This is a genomic window from Mesorhizobium sp. ISC25 (assembly GCF_042295465.1).
GTDB lineage: Bacteria > Pseudomonadota > Alphaproteobacteria > Rhizobiales > Rhizobiaceae > Mesorhizobium.
The window spans coordinates 1,303,997-1,321,620 of record NZ_CP135441.1 but is presented as its reverse complement, the minus strand read 5'-3'; the positions used below and the strand labels follow the sequence as shown (position 1 = coordinate 1,321,620).

Annotated in this window: 18 protein-coding genes and 1 pseudogene; 17 read left to right on the top strand and 2 right to left on the bottom strand. The window is 61.1% G+C overall.

Features of this window, described 5'->3' with window-relative positions:
* The first annotated feature begins 59 nt into the window (after nt 1-59).
* Both RQ479_RS06555 and RQ479_RS06550 read left to right on the top strand, forming a co-directional pair.
* Nucleotides 60-1,325 carry an NAD(P)/FAD-dependent oxidoreductase gene (locus RQ479_RS06555; protein WP_376704507.1) on the top strand — a complete coding sequence of 422 codons (1,266 nt, stop codon included), beginning with the start codon at nt 60-62 and terminating at the stop codon, nt 1,323-1,325.
* A 131-nt stretch (nt 1,326-1,456) separates the two neighbouring features.
* Nucleotides 1,457-3,429, top strand: a pseudogene (locus RQ479_RS06550) (bifunctional 2',3'-cyclic-nucleotide 2'-phosphodiesterase/3'-nucleotidase).
* An 86-nt stretch (nt 3,430-3,515) separates the two neighbouring features.
* On the opposite strand, the gene RQ479_RS06545 reads toward RQ479_RS06550, so the two are convergent.
* A complete protein-coding gene (locus RQ479_RS06545; protein WP_376704506.1) occupies nt 3,516-4,439 on the bottom strand; it encodes a glycerophosphodiester phosphodiesterase family protein in 924 nt (307 codons plus the stop codon).
* Between the two features lie 190 nt (nt 4,440-4,629).
* Between RQ479_RS06545 and RQ479_RS06540 the strand changes: the two genes are divergently transcribed.
* The 5 genes from RQ479_RS06540 to RQ479_RS06520 all read left to right on the top strand — a co-directional run bounded on the left by RQ479_RS06540 (nt 4,630) and on the right by RQ479_RS06520 (nt 7,473).
* Nucleotides 4,630-4,764 carry a hypothetical protein gene (locus RQ479_RS06540; RefSeq protein ID WP_292655342.1) on the top strand — a complete coding sequence of 45 codons (135 nt, stop codon included), beginning with the start codon at nt 4,630-4,632 and terminating at the stop codon, nt 4,762-4,764.
* A gap of 104 nt (nt 4,765-4,868) precedes the next feature.
* Complete coding sequence (locus RQ479_RS06535) at nt 4,869-5,156, top strand: Dabb family protein (RefSeq protein ID WP_254817185.1); 288 nt, start codon at nt 4,869-4,871, stop codon at nt 5,154-5,156.
* Nucleotides 5,157-5,252: 96 nt separating this feature from the next.
* Nucleotides 5,253-6,137, top strand: coding sequence for a VOC family protein (locus RQ479_RS06530; protein ID WP_376704505.1), 885 nt, complete (start codon nt 5,253-5,255; stop codon nt 6,135-6,137).
* Complete coding sequence (kdsA, locus tag RQ479_RS06525; protein WP_352719508.1) at nt 6,134-6,985, top strand: 3-deoxy-8-phosphooctulonate synthase; 852 nt, start codon at nt 6,134-6,136, stop codon at nt 6,983-6,985. The genes RQ479_RS06530 and kdsA overlap by 4 nt, the downstream gene beginning before the upstream one ends.
* Before the next feature lie 122 nt (nt 6,986-7,107).
* Nucleotides 7,108-7,473, top strand: a complete 366-nt coding sequence (locus RQ479_RS06520) for a PRC-barrel domain-containing protein (protein ID WP_023717559.1) — start codon at nt 7,108-7,110, stop codon at nt 7,471-7,473.
* 64 nt (nt 7,474-7,537) lie between these two features.
* On the opposite strand, the gene RQ479_RS06515 is transcribed toward RQ479_RS06520, so the two are convergent.
* On the bottom strand, nt 7,538-7,660 hold the full coding sequence (locus RQ479_RS06515) for a hypothetical protein (protein WP_084642452.1): 123 nt from the start codon (nt 7,658-7,660) through the stop codon (nt 7,538-7,540).
* 202 nt (nt 7,661-7,862) lie between these two features.
* On the opposite strand from RQ479_RS06515, the gene eno reads away from it, so the two are divergent.
* The 10 genes from eno to lipA all read left to right on the top strand — a co-directional run bounded on the left by eno (nt 7,863) and on the right by lipA (nt 17,614).
* Nucleotides 7,863-9,137 carry a phosphopyruvate hydratase gene (eno, locus tag RQ479_RS06510; RefSeq protein WP_352466153.1) on the top strand — a complete coding sequence of 425 codons (1,275 nt, stop codon included), beginning with the start codon at nt 7,863-7,865 and terminating at the stop codon, nt 9,135-9,137.
* A 135-nt stretch (nt 9,138-9,272) separates the two neighbouring features.
* Nucleotides 9,273-9,593, top strand: a complete 321-nt coding sequence (locus tag RQ479_RS06505) for a septum formation initiator family protein (protein WP_292655325.1) — start codon at nt 9,273-9,275, stop codon at nt 9,591-9,593.
* A 291-nt stretch (nt 9,594-9,884) separates the two neighbouring features.
* Entirely contained in the window at nt 9,885-10,805 is a 921-nt protein-coding gene (gene pdhA / locus RQ479_RS06500) for a pyruvate dehydrogenase (acetyl-transferring) E1 component subunit alpha (RefSeq protein WP_376705880.1), read from the top strand.
* A 15-nt stretch (nt 10,806-10,820) separates the two neighbouring features.
* Complete coding sequence (locus RQ479_RS06495; RefSeq protein WP_376704504.1) at nt 10,821-12,242, top strand: pyruvate dehydrogenase complex E1 component subunit beta; 1,422 nt, start codon at nt 10,821-10,823, stop codon at nt 12,240-12,242.
* 18 nt (nt 12,243-12,260) lie between these two features.
* Nucleotides 12,261-13,631, top strand: coding sequence for a pyruvate dehydrogenase complex dihydrolipoamide acetyltransferase (locus tag RQ479_RS06490; protein WP_376704503.1), 1,371 nt, complete (start codon nt 12,261-12,263; stop codon nt 13,629-13,631).
* A gap of 17 nt (nt 13,632-13,648) precedes the next feature.
* A complete protein-coding gene (locus tag RQ479_RS06485; protein ID WP_376704502.1) occupies nt 13,649-14,068 on the top strand; it encodes a hypothetical protein in 420 nt (139 codons plus the stop codon).
* Nucleotides 14,065-14,703: an SGNH/GDSL hydrolase family protein gene (locus RQ479_RS06480; RefSeq protein ID WP_376704501.1), complete on the top strand. Its 639-nt coding sequence runs from the start codon at nt 14,065-14,067 to the stop codon at nt 14,701-14,703. Before RQ479_RS06485 ends, RQ479_RS06480 begins: the two co-directional genes overlap by 4 nt.
* A gap of 11 nt (nt 14,704-14,714) precedes the next feature.
* On the top strand, nt 14,715-16,160 hold the full coding sequence (lpdA, locus tag RQ479_RS06475) for a dihydrolipoyl dehydrogenase (RefSeq protein ID WP_376704500.1): 1,446 nt from the start codon (nt 14,715-14,717) through the stop codon (nt 16,158-16,160).
* A 96-nt stretch (nt 16,161-16,256) separates the two neighbouring features.
* Nucleotides 16,257-16,514 (top strand): GlsB/YeaQ/YmgE family stress response membrane protein, encoded by a 258-nt coding sequence (locus tag RQ479_RS06470; RefSeq protein WP_376704499.1) that lies wholly within the window; start codon nt 16,257-16,259, stop codon nt 16,512-16,514.
* A 134-nt stretch (nt 16,515-16,648) separates the two neighbouring features.
* The gene (gene lipA, locus RQ479_RS06465; RefSeq protein ID WP_376704498.1) at nt 16,649-17,614 is read left to right on the top strand and encodes a lipoyl synthase; all 966 of its coding nucleotides are present in this window, start codon (nt 16,649-16,651) and stop codon (nt 17,612-17,614) included.
* Nucleotides 17,615-17,624 lie beyond the last annotated feature (10 nt).

Sequence of the window (17,624 nt, the reverse complement as noted above, 5' to 3'; positions counted from 1 at the left end):
AGCCATTGCTGCACTGCACAACGATACTTACATCAGCCTTGGCGAGAGGGATGAGTGAGATGAACACAGCGAACCATCACGTCGTCGTCGTAGGCGCCGGTTTCGGTGGCCTCGAGTTCACCCGCGCACTTGCCCGCGCGCCGGTGCGCATCACCATGATCGACAGGCGCAACCACCATCTGTTTCAGCCGCTGCTCTACCAGGTGGCGACGACGGCGCTGGCCACCTCCGAAGTGGCCTGGCCGATCCGCCATCTTCTCCGCAAGCGCAATGACGTGACGACGCTGCTCGCCACCGTGACCGGAATCGACCGCGACGGCAAGCGCGTGCTGCTGCAGGACGGCGGCACGGTCGCTTACGACACGCTGGTGCTGGCCACCGGCGCGCGGCACGCCTATTTCGGCCATGACGAATGGGAGCCGTTCGCCCCGGGCCTGAAGACGCTGGAGGACGCCACCACCATTCGACGGCGTATTCTTTTGGCTTTCGAGCAGGCCGAGCGGGAAACCGATCCCGCTAAGCGCCAGGCATTGCTGACGCTGGCGATCGTCGGCGGCGGGCCGACCGGCGTGGAACTGGCCGGCACCATTGCCGAACTGGCGCACGACACGCTGCGCGGCGAGTTCCGTAACATCGACACGCGGCAGACGCGTGTGGTGCTGATTGAGGCCGGCGACCGCATCCTCTCCAATTTCGCTCCCGAACTCTCCGATTATGCAACGAAGGCGCTCGAGCGGCTCGGCGTAATCGTCGAACTCGGCCGGGCGGTTACGCGCTGCGATGCCGAGGGTGTCGTCTTCGGCGACACACATTTGCCGGCCAGGACAATCCTGTGGGCGGCGGGCGTCGCCGCTTCGCCGGCCGCCGAATGGCTCGGCGTGGCAGCGGACCGCGCGGGCAGAGTGCTTGTCGAGCCCGACCTGAGTGTGCCGGGAAACCCGGAGATTTTCGTCATCGGTGACGCAGCGCACGTCCTGCGGCCGGATGGCCGGCTGGTGCCGGGCGTCGCGCCCGCCGCCAAGCAGCAGGGACGGCACGTCGCCGCGACGATCAAGGCAAGGCTTGCCGGTGACGCGACACCGCGCCCTTTCAGCTACAGGCATGACGGCGATCTGGCGACGATCGGCAAGCGCGCCGCGGTCATTGATTTCGGCTGGATCAAGTTCACCGGCCGGCTTGCCTGGTGGCTGTGGGGCTTGGCGCATATTTACTTCCTGATCGGCTTTCGTAACCGGCTTGCGGTTTCCCTGAGCTGGCTATGGATCTACTTCACCGGTCAGCGCAGCGCTCGGCTGATCACCCAGGGCGACGACGATAAGGGCTGATTGTTCGCTGCCGGACACTCATCGGCGCGTCACCTCCTCTTGATGGAATCGGCTTCTGGACTCGGCTGGATTTCGGCGCGAAGCTTTGCTTCGGGCAGGACTTGTCACGTCGTGGAAGAAAGAGAAAACGAATGTCTCAGTTGCGCCACCTCGTCTCACGCCGCGATTTCCTCGCCGGCGTCGCCGCCAGCGGAGCGCTGATCATGCTGCACCCGTTCTCCGCCCGGGCTCAAGCCAATCAGGCGCATCTGAGGATTATGGAGACGACCGACATCCACGTGAACGTGCTGCCTTACGATTACTACGCCGACAAAGCTAACGACGCGATGGGGCTGTCGCGAACGGCATCATTGATTGAAGCCGTGCGCAAGGAAGCAACCAACGCGATGCTGATCGATAATGGCGACCTTCTGCAAGGCAACCCGATGGGCGACTACATCGCCTACGAGAGGGGGATGAAGGATGGTGCATCCGGTCATGAAGGGTATGAACCTGCGGCTACGAATGCTCGACGCTCGGCAACCACGAATTCAACTATGGCCTGTCGTTCATGGACAAGGTGCTGGCCGGTGCCAATTTCCCGTTTGTCTGCGCGAATTTGATCCGCGGCACGGAGCTCGCCGCGAACCCGCGCGACGACAAGCTTTATCTCAATCCTTACGTCGTCCTCGACAGGAAGATCAAGGACGGATCGGGCGCCGAGCAGTCGATCAGGATCGGCATCATCGGCTTCGTGCCGCCGCAGATCATGGTCTGGGACCTGAAAAATCTCGAAGGCAGCGTCAAGACGCGCGACATCGTCGAGGCGGCCAAGGCGTGGGTGCCGCAAATGAAGGAAGAAGGCGCCGACATCGTCATTGCGCTCTCCCATTCCGGCATCGACGTGAAGCAAAGCGACATGATGGAGAACGCCTCCTTCTTCGTTGCCGGTGTCGAAGGTATCGATGCGGTGTTCACCGGCCACCAGCATCTGGTCTTCCCCGGCAAGAAGGACTTTCAGTCGCTGGAAGCCGTCGATACGGCGAAAGGCACGTTGCAAGGCAAGCCCGCCGTCATGGCCGGCTTCTGGGGCTCGCATATGGGGCTGATCGACCTGTTGCTGGAGCGCGACGGATCGACGTGGAAAATCGTTTCGACGACCTCTGAGGCCAGGCCGATCTTTGAGCGGGTCGACAAAACGAACAAGCCGACCGTCGCGGACGACCAGCGCATCATCGACGCGCTCAAACAGGACCACGAGGCGACGCTTGCCTATGTGCGCCGGCCCGTCGGCAAAACCTCGGCGCCGCTCTATTCCTATTTTGCGCTGGTCGCCGACGATCCGTCGGTGCAGATCGTCAGCCAGGCGCAGACCTGGTACTTGAAGGACATCCTGAAAAACACCGAATGGAAGGATATGCCGCTGCTGTCGGCGGCGGCACCGTTCAAGGCCGGCGGGCGCAACGGCGCCGACTACTACACCGATGTGCCGGTGGGTGATATCGCCATCAAGAACGTCGCCGATCTCTACCTCTATCCAAACACGGTGCGAGCCGTCGAAATCACCGGAGCAGAGGTGAAGGAATGGCTGGAAATGTCGGCCGGCATCTTCAACCGGATCGAACCGGGCTTAGCCGACCAGGCGCTCATCGACTCCGACTTCCCATCCTATAATTTCGACGTGATCGACGGCGTCACCTACAAGATCGATCTGTCGCAGCCACCGAAATATGATTCGAAGGGTGGGCGGGTGAATGCCGGCTCTAACCGCATCATTGACTTGATGTTCGACGGCAAACCAATTGATCCCGAGCGGAAATTCGTCGTCGCCACCAACAACTACCGGGCCGGCGGCGGGGGCAATTTCCCGGAGATCAATGCGTCGAAGATCATCTACGAAGCGCCCGACACCAACCGCGACGTGATCGTGCGCTACATTATCAGCAAAGGCACCATCAACCCGTCGGCGGACGCCAACTGGTCGTTTGCGCCACTACCGGGAACCAGCGTCATGTTCGAGACCGGCGCCAGGGCGAAGGAGTTTATTGCGCAGGTGAAGTCGCTGAAGATCGAGCCGGCAGGCGAGGGCGAAGCAGGCTTTGCAAAATACCGCATCACTCTTTGAGGCGAGGATTTGAGCGTCGGCTCGAAACTGTCTCAGCGCTAAGATCCTGTCCCGATACGGCCAATCCGTTTGAGACGGGTGCCTCTTCAAGCAGGTGGTCCGAAACGCCGCTTGACGGCAGGCATGACCAGATCCAGCGCGTCCGTCGAAATCCCACCGGAATAGGGACCGAGCAGGTCGACGCGGCTGCCGACGCTGTCCATACGGTCGAGAAAACGATCGGGCCAGCCACACATCCACTTCGCGACGTTGAAGGGAATGAGCAAAGTGCCCTGGCGGCAGGCATCCGGAACGTAGCCGCTCCAGCCGAGCGCAGCATAGCGAAGAATGCAGCGCGTCAGGGATGCGCGGCTCAGCGTGTGCATATCCGGCAACGCTGCCTTCACTGCTTCTATAGGCCTGTCACCGCCATAGACCGTCAGATTGGCGCGCTCGGCCGGCGTCAATGTGGCGAGCCACGCGGCCAGCATCTCGCCTTCCTTGGGATCGTTGCTTTTGATGTTGATATTGAAGCGCCGGTTCGGGAAGCGCTGTAAGACTTCATCCAGCGACGGCATCATGCCGACACTCTTGCCGCGAAACGGAAAGGTCTTGCCGCCATCGGCAGTGTAGCCATAACCGATATCGAGCGTCTTCAATTCGGACATTGCATGGCTGCGCGTTTCACCCTTGCCGTCGGTGCGACAATCCAGCGTCCAGTCGTGGAAGACGGCGAACTTGCCGTCCGTAGTGGGATGGACATCGAGTTCGAGCGCGTCCGCATCGAGCGCGAAGGCGGCTTCCATCGAGGATATCGTGTTTTCGAGGAAGCAATGGCGCGGCGTCAGCATGCGAGCAGCCGTGCATGTTTCCGATCCGAGGTTCGTACGGTCGAAATCCTGAGCCAGGCCGCGATGGGCAAGCACGGAAGGGGTGCCGGCCGGCCGGCTCGACAGCAGCGAGGTGTTGTTGAGCCAGACGGCGCCTGCAGCGACAAGAATTGCAACGAGGGAGATCGTCCGTTTGCGCATGATATGATTCCTGAAGCGGTCGTCGAAGCCGAGCGGGATTATCTTTTCAAGGCGCCCCTGCAGCGGTAGCGCCATTCTGGCCAGCAAGCATCGCAGCATACAGACCAAAGGCCGCTAAAATTCGGGGGAGGGTCCCAGTAGGGCCGGGAATTGCTATGGTTGCAACCGTCCATATGCGCTAGTTTTAGTCATGCGTTATGTCATCGTCATCACGACCGTCACCTTTTTCCTGATCTGGGACGGCATTTACAACCAAGGCCGCTACCTCGACAGGACGGTGAGGGAGGTGACCCGCATCGTGCACTATGTAACTAGCATGGTGTAGTTTATCTTCGTTGCCACGGTTCGTCCGACGCGACAAACCTGCCGATTGACGGCACGCTCCCGCTGACACAAAAGAACGCTGGTCCAACGGTCGAGGAGGCTGGGTTGATCCGGCATATCGTTTTCTTCAGCGCACGGCATAAAGCGGATGTCGAGGCAGTGCGCACGGGTCTCCTGGCGCTTGGCAAGATACCTCATTCGCGTCATTTCGAGGTAACGCTCAACACCAAGGTCGACCCGCTCTCGGATGAGATCGATGTGGTCGTCTACGCCGAGTTCGAGGACGAAGCGGCGCTCGCCGCCTACAAGGCGCATCCGCTCTATGCAGAGACGACCAGCCGGGTCAAACCGCTGCGCGAATTGCGTTATTCGGCCGACATCGTTGCAAGTTGACGAGCTGCTGTCCCCTACGCCCTGATGTGGTCTTGCCGCTGACGCGCCGGCTAAGCCCTTGAACCATTTTCAGGAATGAGGCACATCGCGCGGGACATGACCGAGAACACCCCCGCAAGCCCTCGTCCGCTCGATCACCTGGTGCTGCCGACCGCGAGCCTCGATGTTTCGCGGGCGCGCTTGACCTTGCTCGGCTTTACCGTTGCGCCGACAGGTATCCACCCTTTCGGAACGGAAAACTGCTGTGTCTTCCTCACCGACGGCACCTATCTCGAGCCGCTCGCGGTCGCCGACAGACAGGCCGTGGCAACGGCGATCGCGAACCGTAATGTCTTTGTCGCGCGTGATCGCACTTATCGCGAAGAAAACGGCGATGAAGGATTTTCTGCCGTGGCGCTGGGCACCGAAAGCGCCGCCGCGGACCACGCACGCTACATGGAAGCCGGATTGTCGGCGGGAGACATGCTCAGCTTTTCGCGCGCCTTCACCGATGCGGCGGGAAAGAGCGACACCGCATCGTTCAAACTGGCCTTCGCGGCTACAGGCAAGGCAACGGACGCTTTTCTCTTCGCCTGCGAGCGGATCAATGCGCCGAACGTCGACCGCACTGCGTTGCAGGCTCACGCCAATGGCGCAACCGGCATTGTCGAAATCGTGGCAGTCAGTGGCGAACCCTTCGAACAACGCAATGTGATTTCGATCGCAGCCGGGATCAAGGCGCAGGGCGGCACTGCCTACGAGCTGCCGAATGCCGTCGTGACCGTTCTGGATCCTGCAGCCTATTCGGCACGCTTCGGCATTCCTGCCGGCGCGCCATCTGAACTCCGCTTTGCTGGGATCGTCTTTTCGATTTGGCACGGCGATGCCGTCGCCAAGCTGCTTGCAGCCAATTCCGTCGAACACCACATGCGCGGCGGTGATATCATCGTGCCGCCGGCGCCAGGCCAGGGCTCAGCCTTCATATTCCGGGAGATCGCATGAACAAGCTCAATCCACTGATGCCAAATTCCTCCGTTGCGATCGGCAAGGTCATTTTCGGCAACGGTGCGCCCCTGTCGCTGATCGCCGGTCCATGCCAGCTGGAATCGCGGCAGCACGCTTTCGACATGGCCGGTGCGCTAAAGGAATTGACCGAAAGGCTCGGCATTGGGCTCGTCTACAAGACCAGCTACGACAAGGCCAATCGCACGTCTCTTGGCGGCACGCGCGGTGCAGGACTTGAAGCGGCAATGCCGATCTTCGACGACTTGCGCAAGAATTTTTCGCTGCCGATCCTGACCGACGTCCACACTGAGGAACAATGCGCGATCGTCGCTCCGCATGCCGATATCCTGCAGATTCCTGCCTTCCTTAGCCGGCAGACCGATTTGCTGATTGCTGCTGCAAGAACCGGCAAGGTGGTCAATGTGAAGAAGGGCCAATTCCTCGCGCCGTGGGACATGAAGAACGTCGTCGCCAAGATCATCGGCTCCGGCAACGCCAATGTCTTGGTCACCGAGCGCGGCGCATCCTTTGGCTACAACACCCTGGTGTCCGACATGCGGGCGCTGCCGATCATGGCCGAGATCGGCGCGCCGGTGATTTTCGATGCCACACATTCCGTGCAGCAGCCGGGTGGGCAGGGCGGTTCGTCTGGAGGCGACCGGCGCTTTGTCGAGACGCTGGCGCGCGCGGCCGTCGCGGTTGGCGTCGCCGGCGTCTTCATCGAGACGCACCAGGACCCCGACAACGCGCCTTCCGACGGTCCCAACATGGTGCCGCTAAAGGATCTTCCCGCATTGCTTGAACGGCTGATGGCGTTCGATCGCATTGCCAAAAGCGTGGGTTGAACCAGCAGTTGCGCCACAGCAGCGCGGCCAAGAAAACTTTGAAGAATTTCGAACCCGCCTGGAACCTTAGCCCGCGGCCCTCATTGTCAAAATCTAATGTCAACGACGACGAGGAGCACACCATGACGACCCAGACGGGACACACCGAAGCCATCGCCGCTTCGCGGGTTATCGGCACATCGGTCTACAATACGGAAGGCACTCATATCGGCGACATCGAGGACGTCATGCTCGACAAATTGTCGAACGGAATCATGTTTGCCGTGATCGGTTTTGGCGGATTTCTCGGCATCGGCGAGAAATACCACGCCATTCCGTGGGCGAGCCTTGACTATGATGAGAACAGGGGCGGCTATGTCGTGCCGTTCACCAAAGACCAGTTGATGGCCGCTCCTTCCTATTCGATCAACGAGCTGACCGGCGCCGACGGCGAGGCCGCGCGTGATGCCTCATACAATTACTACAAGGTCGAGCCTTACTGGCACTGACTAAGTCTCCTGGAATCAAAAAAAGGCCCCCGGGAAATCGGGGGCCTTTCGATGTGGCGGGATGCTACTGCGCAATCTGCAGGGCCGGCAAAGGCGACGATCCCTGCGGGGGTTGCTGATTGTCGCACGACGTCAGGAACGCAGCCGCGATCAGGAACAAACTCACAATACCGCTCAACTGGGACATGGCGAAACTCCTCCTGTTTCGCCCCGCGCGACAACAGCCATAAACCAGAAACCGGCATGCCGCGTATGACAAATGATGACAGCGCTTCGTGCTTCGTGAATCCCGTAGCGCACGGCAATATTTGCAAGTGCCCCGATTGCGTTTTGCGGCGCTTTGGCTAAGAGGTGCGCGACGCTTCAATAGATCAATCGGGGACATCGCAATGACGGCCATCATCGACATTGTCGGGCGTGAAATCCTGGACAGCCGCGGAAATCCGACCGTCGAGGTCGACGTCGTGCTCGAAGACGGCTCGATGGGTCGCGCCGCGGTGCCGTCCGGCGCCTCGACCGGCGCGCATGAGGCGGTCGAACTGCGCGATGGCGGCCCCCGCTATCTCGGCAAAGGCGTGCTCACGGCGGTCGAGGCGGTGAACGGCGAGCTGTTCGAGGCGATCGGCGGCATGGAGGCAGAGAATCAGATCCATATCGACCAGACCATGATCGAGCTCGATGGTACGGCCAACAAGAGCCGGCTCGGCGCCAATGCCATCCTCGGCGTGTCGTTGGCGGTGGCCAAGGCCGCGGCCGAAGCGGCCGACCTACCGCTCTACCGTTATGTCGGCGGCACCAAGGCCCATGTGCTGCCGGTGCCTATGATGAACATCATCAATGGCGGCGCGCATGCCGACAACCCGATCGATTTCCAGGAATTCATGATCCTGCCGATCGGCGCGCCGACACTGCGCGACGGCGTGCGCTGGGGCTCGGAGATCTTTCATACGCTGCGAAAGAAGCTGAAGGACGCCGGCCACAACACCAATGTCGGGGATGAGGGCGGCTTTGCTCCCAACCTGAAGAGCGCGCCGGCCGCGCTCGACTTCATCATGGAATCGATCGAGCAGGCTGGCTTCAAGCCCGGCGAGGAGGTTGCGCTAGGCCTCGACTGCGCGGCGACCGAATTCTTCAAGGATGGCAACTACGTCTATGAAGGCGAGAAGAAGACCCGCGACCCGAAGGCGCAGGCCAGATATCTGGCCAAACTCGCTGCCGACTACCCGATCATCACCATTGAGGACGGCCTGGCCGAGGATGACTGGGACGGTTGGAAAATGTTGACCGATCTCATCGGCAAGCAAACGCAGTTGGTTGGCGACGATCTGTTCGTCACCAACACGGCGCGGTTGCGCGACGGCATCCGCATGGGTGTCGCCAATTCGATCCTGGTCAAGGTCAACCAGATCGGCTCGCTTACCGAAACGCTCGACGCCGTCGAGACCGCGCACAAGGCCGGCTATACCGCGGTGATGTCGCACCGCTCGGGCGAGACCGAGGATTCGACCATCGCCGACCTCGCCGTTGCCACCAATTGCGGGCAGATCAAGACTGGCTCGCTGTCACGCTCGGACCGCATGGCCAAGTACAACCAGCTCATCCGCATCGAAGAGGAGCTCGGCAAGCAGGCGCGATATGCCGGCAAGTCGATCGTTAAAAGCTGATTTTTCGACAGAAAATCCGGGTGGGCGAGGGCGGGGACATTCCCGCCCTTTTGCTTTCAGGGCTCCGAATCCAGCAATCCGTAACCGTCCATTAAGCACAATCGGGCGACAAAGGCGGCGTAGAGGATTCGGATCATGTGGACACGCCAGCACAAGCAAAGAAACACCGGCCGGCTGATCATCCCCTCGCTCTGCGTGGTGTTCCTGACTTATTTCGGCTTCCATGCCTATCATGGCGAGTTCGGCATCTATTCCAAGTATCAGCTCGAAGCTGAGACTGCCGAATTGCAGGGCAGGCTCGATGCCGTCAAGGCGCGCCGGATCGATCTCGAGCGCCGCGTTCAGCTGATGCATGAGGGCACGCTGGAGAAGGACATGCTGGACGAGCAGGCGCGCAAGGCGCTTAATCTGTCCCACGCCGACGAGATCACCATCATGCTGCCGGTCGCAAGATAACCTGATTTCAGTTAATCAGCGATATTTGCAATGATTTTAATTGCTTAGATGCATGACAGCCATGCGTTTTCGGCATGGCGAAAGCCTTCCCTGCATGTTAGCCTGCCTCAAATCGGTGGGAGAACTGATCTCCCTCGCTGTCCGCCAAGAGACGCCAACAGGGAGTGATGCATGGCCACCGCCACCAGAAAAGCGCCTGCCAAATCCAAATCAGACGGCAAAACGCCGGGCCTTTCCACCCCAAAGCCTGTTGAATTCACCAAGGACCAGGAGCTTGCCGGCTACCGGCACATGCTGCTCATCCGCCGCTTCGAGGAAAAGGCCGGCCAGCTTTACGGCATGGGCTTCATCGGCGGTTTCTGCCACCTCTACATCGGCCAGGAAGCGGTCGTTACCGGCATGAAGATGGCGCTGATCGATGGCGACCAGATGATCACCGCCTATCGCGACCATGGTCATATGCTGGCCATGGAGTTGTCGCCGCGCGGCGTCATGGCCGAACTGACCGGGCGCCGTAGCGGCCTGTCCAGAGGCAAGGGCGGCTCCATGCACATGTTCTCCAAGGAGAAGCATTTTTACGGCGGCCACGGCATCGTCGGCGCGCAAGTGTCGCTCGGCACCGGCATTGCCTTCGCCAACCGTTATCGCGGCAACAACAATGTGACGCTGACCTATTTCGGCGATGGCGCCGCGAACCAGGGCCAGGTCTACGAAAGCTTCAACATGGCCTCGCTGTGGAAGCTTCCGGTGATCTACATCATCGAGAACAACCGCTACGCCATGGGCACCTCGGTCTCGCGCTCGTCGGCCGAGACGGATTTCTCGCACCGCGGCGCCTCCTTCAAGATTCCAGGCATCCAGGTCGACGGCATGGATGTGCGCGCCGTGAAGGCCGCCGGCGACCTCGCCGCCGAATGGTGCCGCGCCGGCAATGGGCCGCTCATTCTCGAAATGCAGACCTATCGTTACCGCGGCCATTCGATGTCGGATCCGGCAAAATACCGCTCCAAGGAAGAAGTGCAGAAAATGCGCTCAGAACGTGACCCGATCGAGCAGGTCAAGGCGCGGCTGCTCGACAAAAAATGGGCAAGCGAGGACGAGCTCAAGGCCATCGACAAGGAAGTCCGCGACGTCGTCGCCGACGCCGCAGAATTCGCCCAGAACGACGCGGAGCCGGATCCGTCGGAGCTCTGGACCGATATCGTACTCTAACGAGAGGGCAAGGACATGCCGATCGAAATTCTCATGCCCGCCCTCTCGCCGACCATGGAAGAGGGTAATGTTTCCAAGTGGTTGAAGAAAGAGGGCGATAAGGTCGTAGCCGGTGACGCCATTGCCGAGATCGAGACCGACAAGGCAACGATGGAAGTCGAAGCCGTGGACGATGGCACGCTTGCCAAGATCGTGGTTCCTGCCGGCACTGAGGGTGTCAAGGTCAACACACTGATCGCTGTGCTGGCCGTCGATGGCGAAGACATCGACGAGGCAGGCGAAGGCATCGGCGAGGAGGCTATCGAGTCGCAAGCGGAAGCGTCCGCGGCTGCTCCGGCCCCCGCGGCTGCTCCGGCCCCCGCGGCTGCTCCGGCCAAGAACGAAGCGGCAGCACCTGTTGCCGCCGCGCCCAGGCTGGAAATTGCCGCCGATCCGGACATCCCGGCCGGCACCGAAATGGTCTCGACCACAGTGCGTGAAGCCTTGCGCGATGCAATGGCGGAGGAAATGCGCCGCGATGGCGACGTCTTTGTCATGGGCGAGGAGGTTGCCGAGTACCAGGGTGCCTACAAGATCACGCAAGGCCTGTTGCAGGAATTCGGTCCGCGGCGCGTGGTCGACACGCCGATCACCGAGCACGGCTTTGCCGGCGTTGGTGTTGGCGCGGCGATGGCCGGCTTGAAGCCGATCGTCGAATTCATGACCTTCAACTTCGCCATGCAGGCGATCGACCAGATCATCAATTCGGCCGCCAAGACGCTCTATATGTCCGGCGGCCAGATGGGCGCCCCGATCGTCTTTCGCGGCCCGAACGGCGCGGCTGCCCGCGTCGCCGCGCAGCATTCGCAATGCTATGCCGCCTGGTACAGCCATATTCCCGGCCTGAAGGTGGTGATGCCTTATACCGCCGCTGACGCCAAGGGTCTGCTTAAGGCGGCGATCCGCGACCCGAACCCGGTCATCTTCCTCGAAAACGAAATCCTTTACGGCCACTCCTTCGACGTGCCGAAGATGGACGATTTCGTGTTGCCGATCGGCAAGGCGCGCATTCACAAATCCGGCAAGGACGTGACCATCGTCTCGTTCGGCATCGGCATGACCTATGCGATCAAGGCGGAGGCGGAGTTGCGCGGCATGGGCATCGATGCCGAGATCATCGACTTGCGCACCATTCGCCCGCTCGACTTCGACACGATCATCGCCTCGGTCAAAAAGACCAATCGCCTGGTGGTGGTCGAGGAAGGCTTTCCGCAGAACTCGGTCGGCGACCATATCGCCAATCAGGTCTCGCAGCGCGCCTTCGATTTCCTCGACGCACCGGTCATCACCATTGCCGGCAAGGACGTGCCGATGCCCTATGCGGCGAACCTCGAAAAGCTGGCGCTGCCCAATGTCGGCGAGGTCGTCGAGGCGGTCAAAGCCGTCACGTATCGCTGAGCAGGGTGGGAGGACAAAATGCCAATCAACATCACCATGCCGGCGCTTTCGCCCACGATGGAAGAAGGCAACCTTTCCAAGTGGCTCGTCAAGGAAGGCGACAAGGTTTCGCCGGGCGACGTGATTGCCGAGATCGAGACCGACAAGGCAACGATGGAAGTCGAAGCCGTCGACGAAGGTACGGTTGCCAAGCTGGTGGTTCCGGCCGGCACTGAAGGCGTCAAGGTCAATGCGCTGATCGCGGTGCTGGCGGCCGAGGGGGAGGATGCGGCGGCCGCCGCGAAAAGCGGTGACGGCGCTGCGCCGGCAAAGGCTGAGGCTCCGAAAGCGGACGCCTCCAAAGCTGAAACACCAAAGCCCGAAGCGCCGAAGCAGGAGCCTGCTGTACCTAAGGCGGAAGCGGCGCCGGTCGCCAACGGCCATGCAAACGGTGAGCGCATCTTCGCCTCGCCATTGGCCCGCCGCATCGCCAAGGAGGCCGGTGTCGATGTGTCGGCGGTGACGGGCTCCGGCCCGCATGGTCGCGTAGTCAAGGCCGATGTCGATGCCGCGATTTCCAGTGGCGGCGCCAAGGCGGCACCAGCAGCAAAAGCGGCGCCCGCCGGCGCTCCGGCACCTGCGGCCGCAGCACCCAAGGCGATGTCGGACGAGCAGGTGCTCAAACTGTTTGCCGAAGGCTCCTACGAGCTTGTCCCGCACGACAATATGCGCAAGACCATCGCGCGCCGGCTGGTCGAGGCCAAGACCACCATTCCGCATTTCTATCTGACGCTCGACTGCGAGCTCGACGCACTTCTGGCGCTGCGCACGCAGATCAATGCGGCCGCCCCGGTGAAGAAGACCGAGAAGGGCGAAACGCCGGCCTACAAGCTTTCCGTCAACGACATGGTCATCAAGGCTCTGGCCATGGCGATGATGGCGGTGCCGGATGCCAATGCGTCGTGGACAGAAAACGCCATGATCAAGCACAAGCACGCCGATGTCGGCGTTGCCGTATCGATCCCCGGCGGCCTGATCACCCCTATCATCCGGCGTGCTGACGAAAAGACGATGTCCGTCATCTCCAACGAGATGAAGGATCTTGCCGGCCGCGCCCGCAGCCGCAAGCTGAAGCCGGAAGAATATCAGGGCGGCACCACGGCGGTGTCCAATCTCGGCATGTTCGGCGTCAAGGATTTTTCTGCCGTCATCAACCCGCCACATGCGACGATCCTGGCGGTCGGCGCCGGCGAACAGCGCGCAGTGGTCAAGAACGGCGAGATCAAGATCGCAACAATCATGTCGGTGACGCTGTCGACCGATCACCGCGCAGTCGACGGTGCGCTCGGCGCCGAGCTGCTCGTCGCCTTCAAGCGTATGATCGAAAATCCGATGGGCATGCTGGTCTAAGAGAGGGGAACAGGGCGGTGCGGAAATTCTTCACCAGCCTTTTTGCCTTCTTTCTTTCCGGTTTGGCCGGCGGATTGGTGGTGCAGTGGCTCGCCGTCGCCACCAATGCCGACGTGGAGTACATCCTTGTATTCATGATCTCGGCTCTCGTCACCATCTTCGCGACGCTCGCATTCTTAATCGCACAATTCATGTCGGACCCACAACGGGCAACAAAACTGACGGCGATCATAGGGGTGGCATTTTTTGTGCTCATTGGAGTTGCCCTGATCGGCTGGACTTTCTCCCAGCCGCCGGGCAAGCGCCAGTGGTCAAGCGATCTTCCTATCGTCGCCGGTCTCGTCCTGCCAGGCATCGCTACGGTGCTGGTTCAGTGGCTTTTCGTGCGCTGGCGTTTGGGGCGCACGCAACCAGGTTTCGGCGGGGCAGGCACATGAAGACGGTCCTCTGCTATGGCGATTCGCTGACCTGGGGCTATGACGCGGCAAACCTCGGCCGGCATCCGCTGGAAGATCGCTGGCCGAGCGTGCTGCAGGCGGCATTGGGCAGCGGCGTCGAGATCATTGCCGAAGGCCTGAATGGCCGAACCACCGCCTTCGACGATCACTTGGCCGGGGCGGACCGCAATGGCGCAAGGCTGTTGCCAACAATCCTGACGACGCATGCGCCGATTGATTTGATCATCATCATGCTCGGCGCCAACGATATGAAGCCGTGGATTCACGGCAATCCGGTCGCGGCCAAGCAAGGCGTGCAACGCCTGATCGATATCGTGCTCGGCCACGATTACCCGTTCGATTGGCTGGCGCCGCAGATACTGATCGTCGCACCGCCCGTAGTCAGCCGCACGGAGAATGCCGAATTCAAGGAAATGTTCGCCGGCGGCGATGAGGCCTCGTTGCGATTGGCGGCGCAGTATTCCGCCCTTGCCGACGAAGCCGGCTGCGGCTTCTTCGATGCCGGCTCGGTGGCCAAAACGACGCCGCTCGACGGCGTCCACCTCGACGCGGAAAATACGCGGAACATCGGGCATGCGCTGGCGCCGCTCGTGCGCCTCATGCTGGAATTGTGAAGGAGAAAGCCGTGGCTGAGAACTACGACGTCATCATCATCGGCTCCGGCCCCGGCGGCTATGTCACGGCCGTGCGCTCCGCTCAGCTCGGCTTCAAGACGGCGATCGTCGAGCGCGAGCACCTTGGCGGCATCTGCCTCAACTGGGGCTGCATTCCGACCAAGGCGCTGCTGCGCTCGGCCGAGATCATGCACTATTCGGATCATCTGAAGGACTACGGCCTGAAGATCGACGGCAAGGTCAGCGTCGACACAGCCGCCGTCGTCGATCGCTCGCGAAAGGTCTCGCTGCGGCTCAACGGCGGCGTCGGCTTCCTGATGAAGAAGAACAAGGTCGACGTCATCTGGGGCGAAGCCAAACTGACCAAACCCGGCGAAATCGTCGTGTCGAAATCGTCGAAGAAGCCGATGGAGCCGCAGCCGCCGGCGCCCAAGGGCGTCAGGGGCGAGGGCACCTACACCGCGAAGCACATCATCCTGGCGACCGGCGCCAGGCCGCGGGCGCTGCCCGGCATCGAGCCGGACGGCAAGCTGATCTGGACCTATTTCGAGGCGATGGTGCCGAAAGAGATGCCGAAATCGCTGCTGGTGATGGGCTCGGGCGCCATCGGCATCGAGTTCGCGTCGTTCTACCGCACCATGGGCGCGGAGGTGACGGTGGTCGAACTGCTGCCGGCAGTGATGCCGGTCGAGGACGCCGAAGTCTCGAAATTCGCGCAAAAGCAGTTCGAAAAGCAAGGCATGAAAATCATGCTCGAAGCCAAGGTGACCAAGGTCGAGAAGGGCACTAACTCGGTCACTGCGCATGTCGAGATGAAGGACGGCAAGGTCGAGAAGATCACCGCCGATCGTATGATCTCGGCCGTCGGCGTACAGGGCAATATCGAGAATCTCGGCCTCGAGACGCTCGGCGTGAAGACGGAACGCGGTTGCGTCGTCGTCGACGGCTACGGCAAGACCAACGTGCCCGGCATCTATGCCATCGGTGACGTCGCCGGACCGCCGATGCTCGCCCACAAGGCCGAGCACGAGGGCGTGGTGTGCGTGGAAAAGATCGCCAATTTCCCCGGCGTGCATGCCACCGACAAGCTGAAGATTCCGGGCTGCACCTATTGCAATCCGCAAGTCGCCTCGGTCGGACTGACGGAAGCCAAAGCGAAAGCCGACGGCAAGGACATCCGCGTCGGCCGCTTCCAGTTCGCGGCAAACGGCAAGGCGATTGCGCTCGGCGAGGACCAAGGCTTCGTCAAGACCATTTTCGACAAGAAGACCGGCCAGTTGCTGGGTGCCCACATGGTCGGCGCAGAAGTAACCGAACTGATCCAGGGTTTCGTCGTGGCGATGAACCTGGAGACCACCGAGGAAGAGCTGATGCACACGATCTTCCCGCACCCGACGCTGTCGGAGATGATGAAGGAAAGCGTCCTCGACGCCTATGGCCGTGCGCTCAACGCATGATAAATTGGCCGCGTGAGACTCAACAGGTGAGAGCCAAGGAACTCGACGGCAAGGTAATTCGTTTCCGGATGCATTCATCACCACAGGAGAGGGCATATGGACGTGAACGGCGTGGGCTGGGTAGCAGCCATCATCATCGGCGGTTTGGCGGGCTGGTTTGCCGAGATGTTCATGAAGAGCAACACCGGCATCTTGATGAACATCGTTCTTGGCATCGTCGGCGCGATCGTGCTGAATGCCATCCTGCAGGCGCTCAACATCGGCGCCTTCGGAGCCGGCTGGATCGCCTATCTGATCACCGGTTTCATTGGCGCCTGCCTGCTGATCTGGGTAGGACGCATGGTGCGCCGTTAGTTGCTGAACTCTTGCCATGCGAAAACGGCTGTGGCGGCATGCGCCGCCGCGGCCTTTTTCTTTGCAGCGAAAAGTCCTAGATGACTTGGGAAAGCGAACGTCGGACAGGCGATCGCGAATGAACCGGATTTCATATGGTCACCGTCCTCGACACGATCGCCAATGCGCCGCGCCTGCGGCATCCTGAAAAGGCGCACAAGCCCGACCAGGATGTGCTGCGCAAGCCCGACTGGATCCGCGTCAAGGCGCCGATGTCGAAAGGCTATGCCGAGACGCGCGAAATCGTTAAGTCTCACAAACTGGTAACGGTTTGCGAAGAGGCGGGCTGCCCCAATATCGGCGAGTGTTGGGAAAAGAAGCACGCCACCTTCATGATCATGGGCGAGATCTGCACGCGGGCCTGCGCCTTTTGCAACGTCGCCACCGGCATCCCGACCGCACTCGATCCCGATGAGCCGGCGCGCGTCGCACATGCGGTCAAGCAGATGGGCTTGAGCCATGTCGTCATCACCTCCGTCGATCGCGACGATCTCGCCGATGGCGGGGCCCAGCATTTTGCCGATGTCATCCGTGCGATCAGGGCAGCAACGCCTCTGACGACGATCGAAATCCTGACGCCCGACTTCCTGCGCAAGGAAGGCGCGCTGGAGATTGTGGTGGCGGCCAAGCCCGACGTTTTCAACCACAATCTGGAGACCGTGCCGTCGAACTATCTGACGGTCCGGCCGGGCGCCCGCTATTTCCATTCGATCAGGCTGTTGCAGCGGGTCAAAGAGCTCGATCCGTCGATCTTCACCAAATCCGGCATCATGGTTGGCCTCGGCGAGGAGCGGAACGAAATCCTGCAACTGATGGACGATCTGCGTTCGGCCAATGTCGACTTCATGACCATCGGCCAATATCTGCAGCCGTCGAAGAAACACCATCCGGTGATCCGCTTCGTCACGCCTGAGGAGTTCAAGTCCTTCGAGACGATCGGCAGGACCAAGGGCTTCCTGCTGGTGGCGTCGAGCCCGCTGACGCGCTCGTCGCACCATGCCGGCGACGATTTCGCCAGACTACGCGCGGCGCGCGAAGCGTTTCTCAGGAAGTCCGCCTAACAAACTGGTT

What these genes read in the sequence shown, in the direction of transcription:
- RQ479_RS06555 (WP_376704507.1), top strand. Translation starts at nt 60, where the DNA reads ATGAACACAGCGAACCATCACGTCGTCGTCGTAGGCGCCGGTTTCGGT.
- RQ479_RS06545 (WP_376704506.1), bottom strand. Translation starts at nt 4,439, where the DNA reads ATGCGCAAACGGACGATCTCCCTCGTTGCAATTCTTGTCGCTGCAGGC.
- RQ479_RS06540 (WP_292655342.1), top strand. Translation starts at nt 4,630, where the DNA reads ATGCGTTATGTCATCGTCATCACGACCGTCACCTTTTTCCTGATCTGG.
- RQ479_RS06530 (WP_376704505.1), top strand. Translation starts at nt 5,253, where the DNA reads ATGACCGAGAACACCCCCGCAAGCCCTCGTCCGCTCGATCACCTGGTG.
- kdsA (WP_352719508.1), top strand. Translation starts at nt 6,134, where the DNA reads ATGAACAAGCTCAATCCACTGATGCCAAATTCCTCCGTTGCGATCGGC.
- RQ479_RS06520 (WP_023717559.1), top strand. Translation starts at nt 7,108, where the DNA reads ATGACGACCCAGACGGGACACACCGAAGCCATCGCCGCTTCGCGGGTT.
- RQ479_RS06515 (WP_084642452.1), bottom strand. Translation starts at nt 7,660, where the DNA reads ATGTCCCAGTTGAGCGGTATTGTGAGTTTGTTCCTGATCGCGGCTGCG.
- eno (WP_352466153.1), top strand. Translation starts at nt 7,863, where the DNA reads ATGACGGCCATCATCGACATTGTCGGGCGTGAAATCCTGGACAGCCGC.
- RQ479_RS06505 (WP_292655325.1), top strand. Translation starts at nt 9,273, where the DNA reads ATGTGGACACGCCAGCACAAGCAAAGAAACACCGGCCGGCTGATCATC.
- pdhA (WP_376705880.1), top strand. Translation starts at nt 9,885, where the DNA reads ATGCTGCTCATCCGCCGCTTCGAGGAAAAGGCCGGCCAGCTTTACGGC.
- RQ479_RS06495 (WP_376704504.1), top strand. Translation starts at nt 10,821, where the DNA reads ATGCCGATCGAAATTCTCATGCCCGCCCTCTCGCCGACCATGGAAGAG.
- RQ479_RS06490 (WP_376704503.1), top strand. Translation starts at nt 12,261, where the DNA reads ATGCCAATCAACATCACCATGCCGGCGCTTTCGCCCACGATGGAAGAA.
- RQ479_RS06480 (WP_376704501.1), top strand. Translation starts at nt 14,065, where the DNA reads ATGAAGACGGTCCTCTGCTATGGCGATTCGCTGACCTGGGGCTATGAC.
- RQ479_RS06470 (WP_376704499.1), top strand. Translation starts at nt 16,257, where the DNA reads ATGGACGTGAACGGCGTGGGCTGGGTAGCAGCCATCATCATCGGCGGT.
- lipA (WP_376704498.1), top strand. Translation starts at nt 16,649, where the DNA reads ATGGTCACCGTCCTCGACACGATCGCCAATGCGCCGCGCCTGCGGCAT.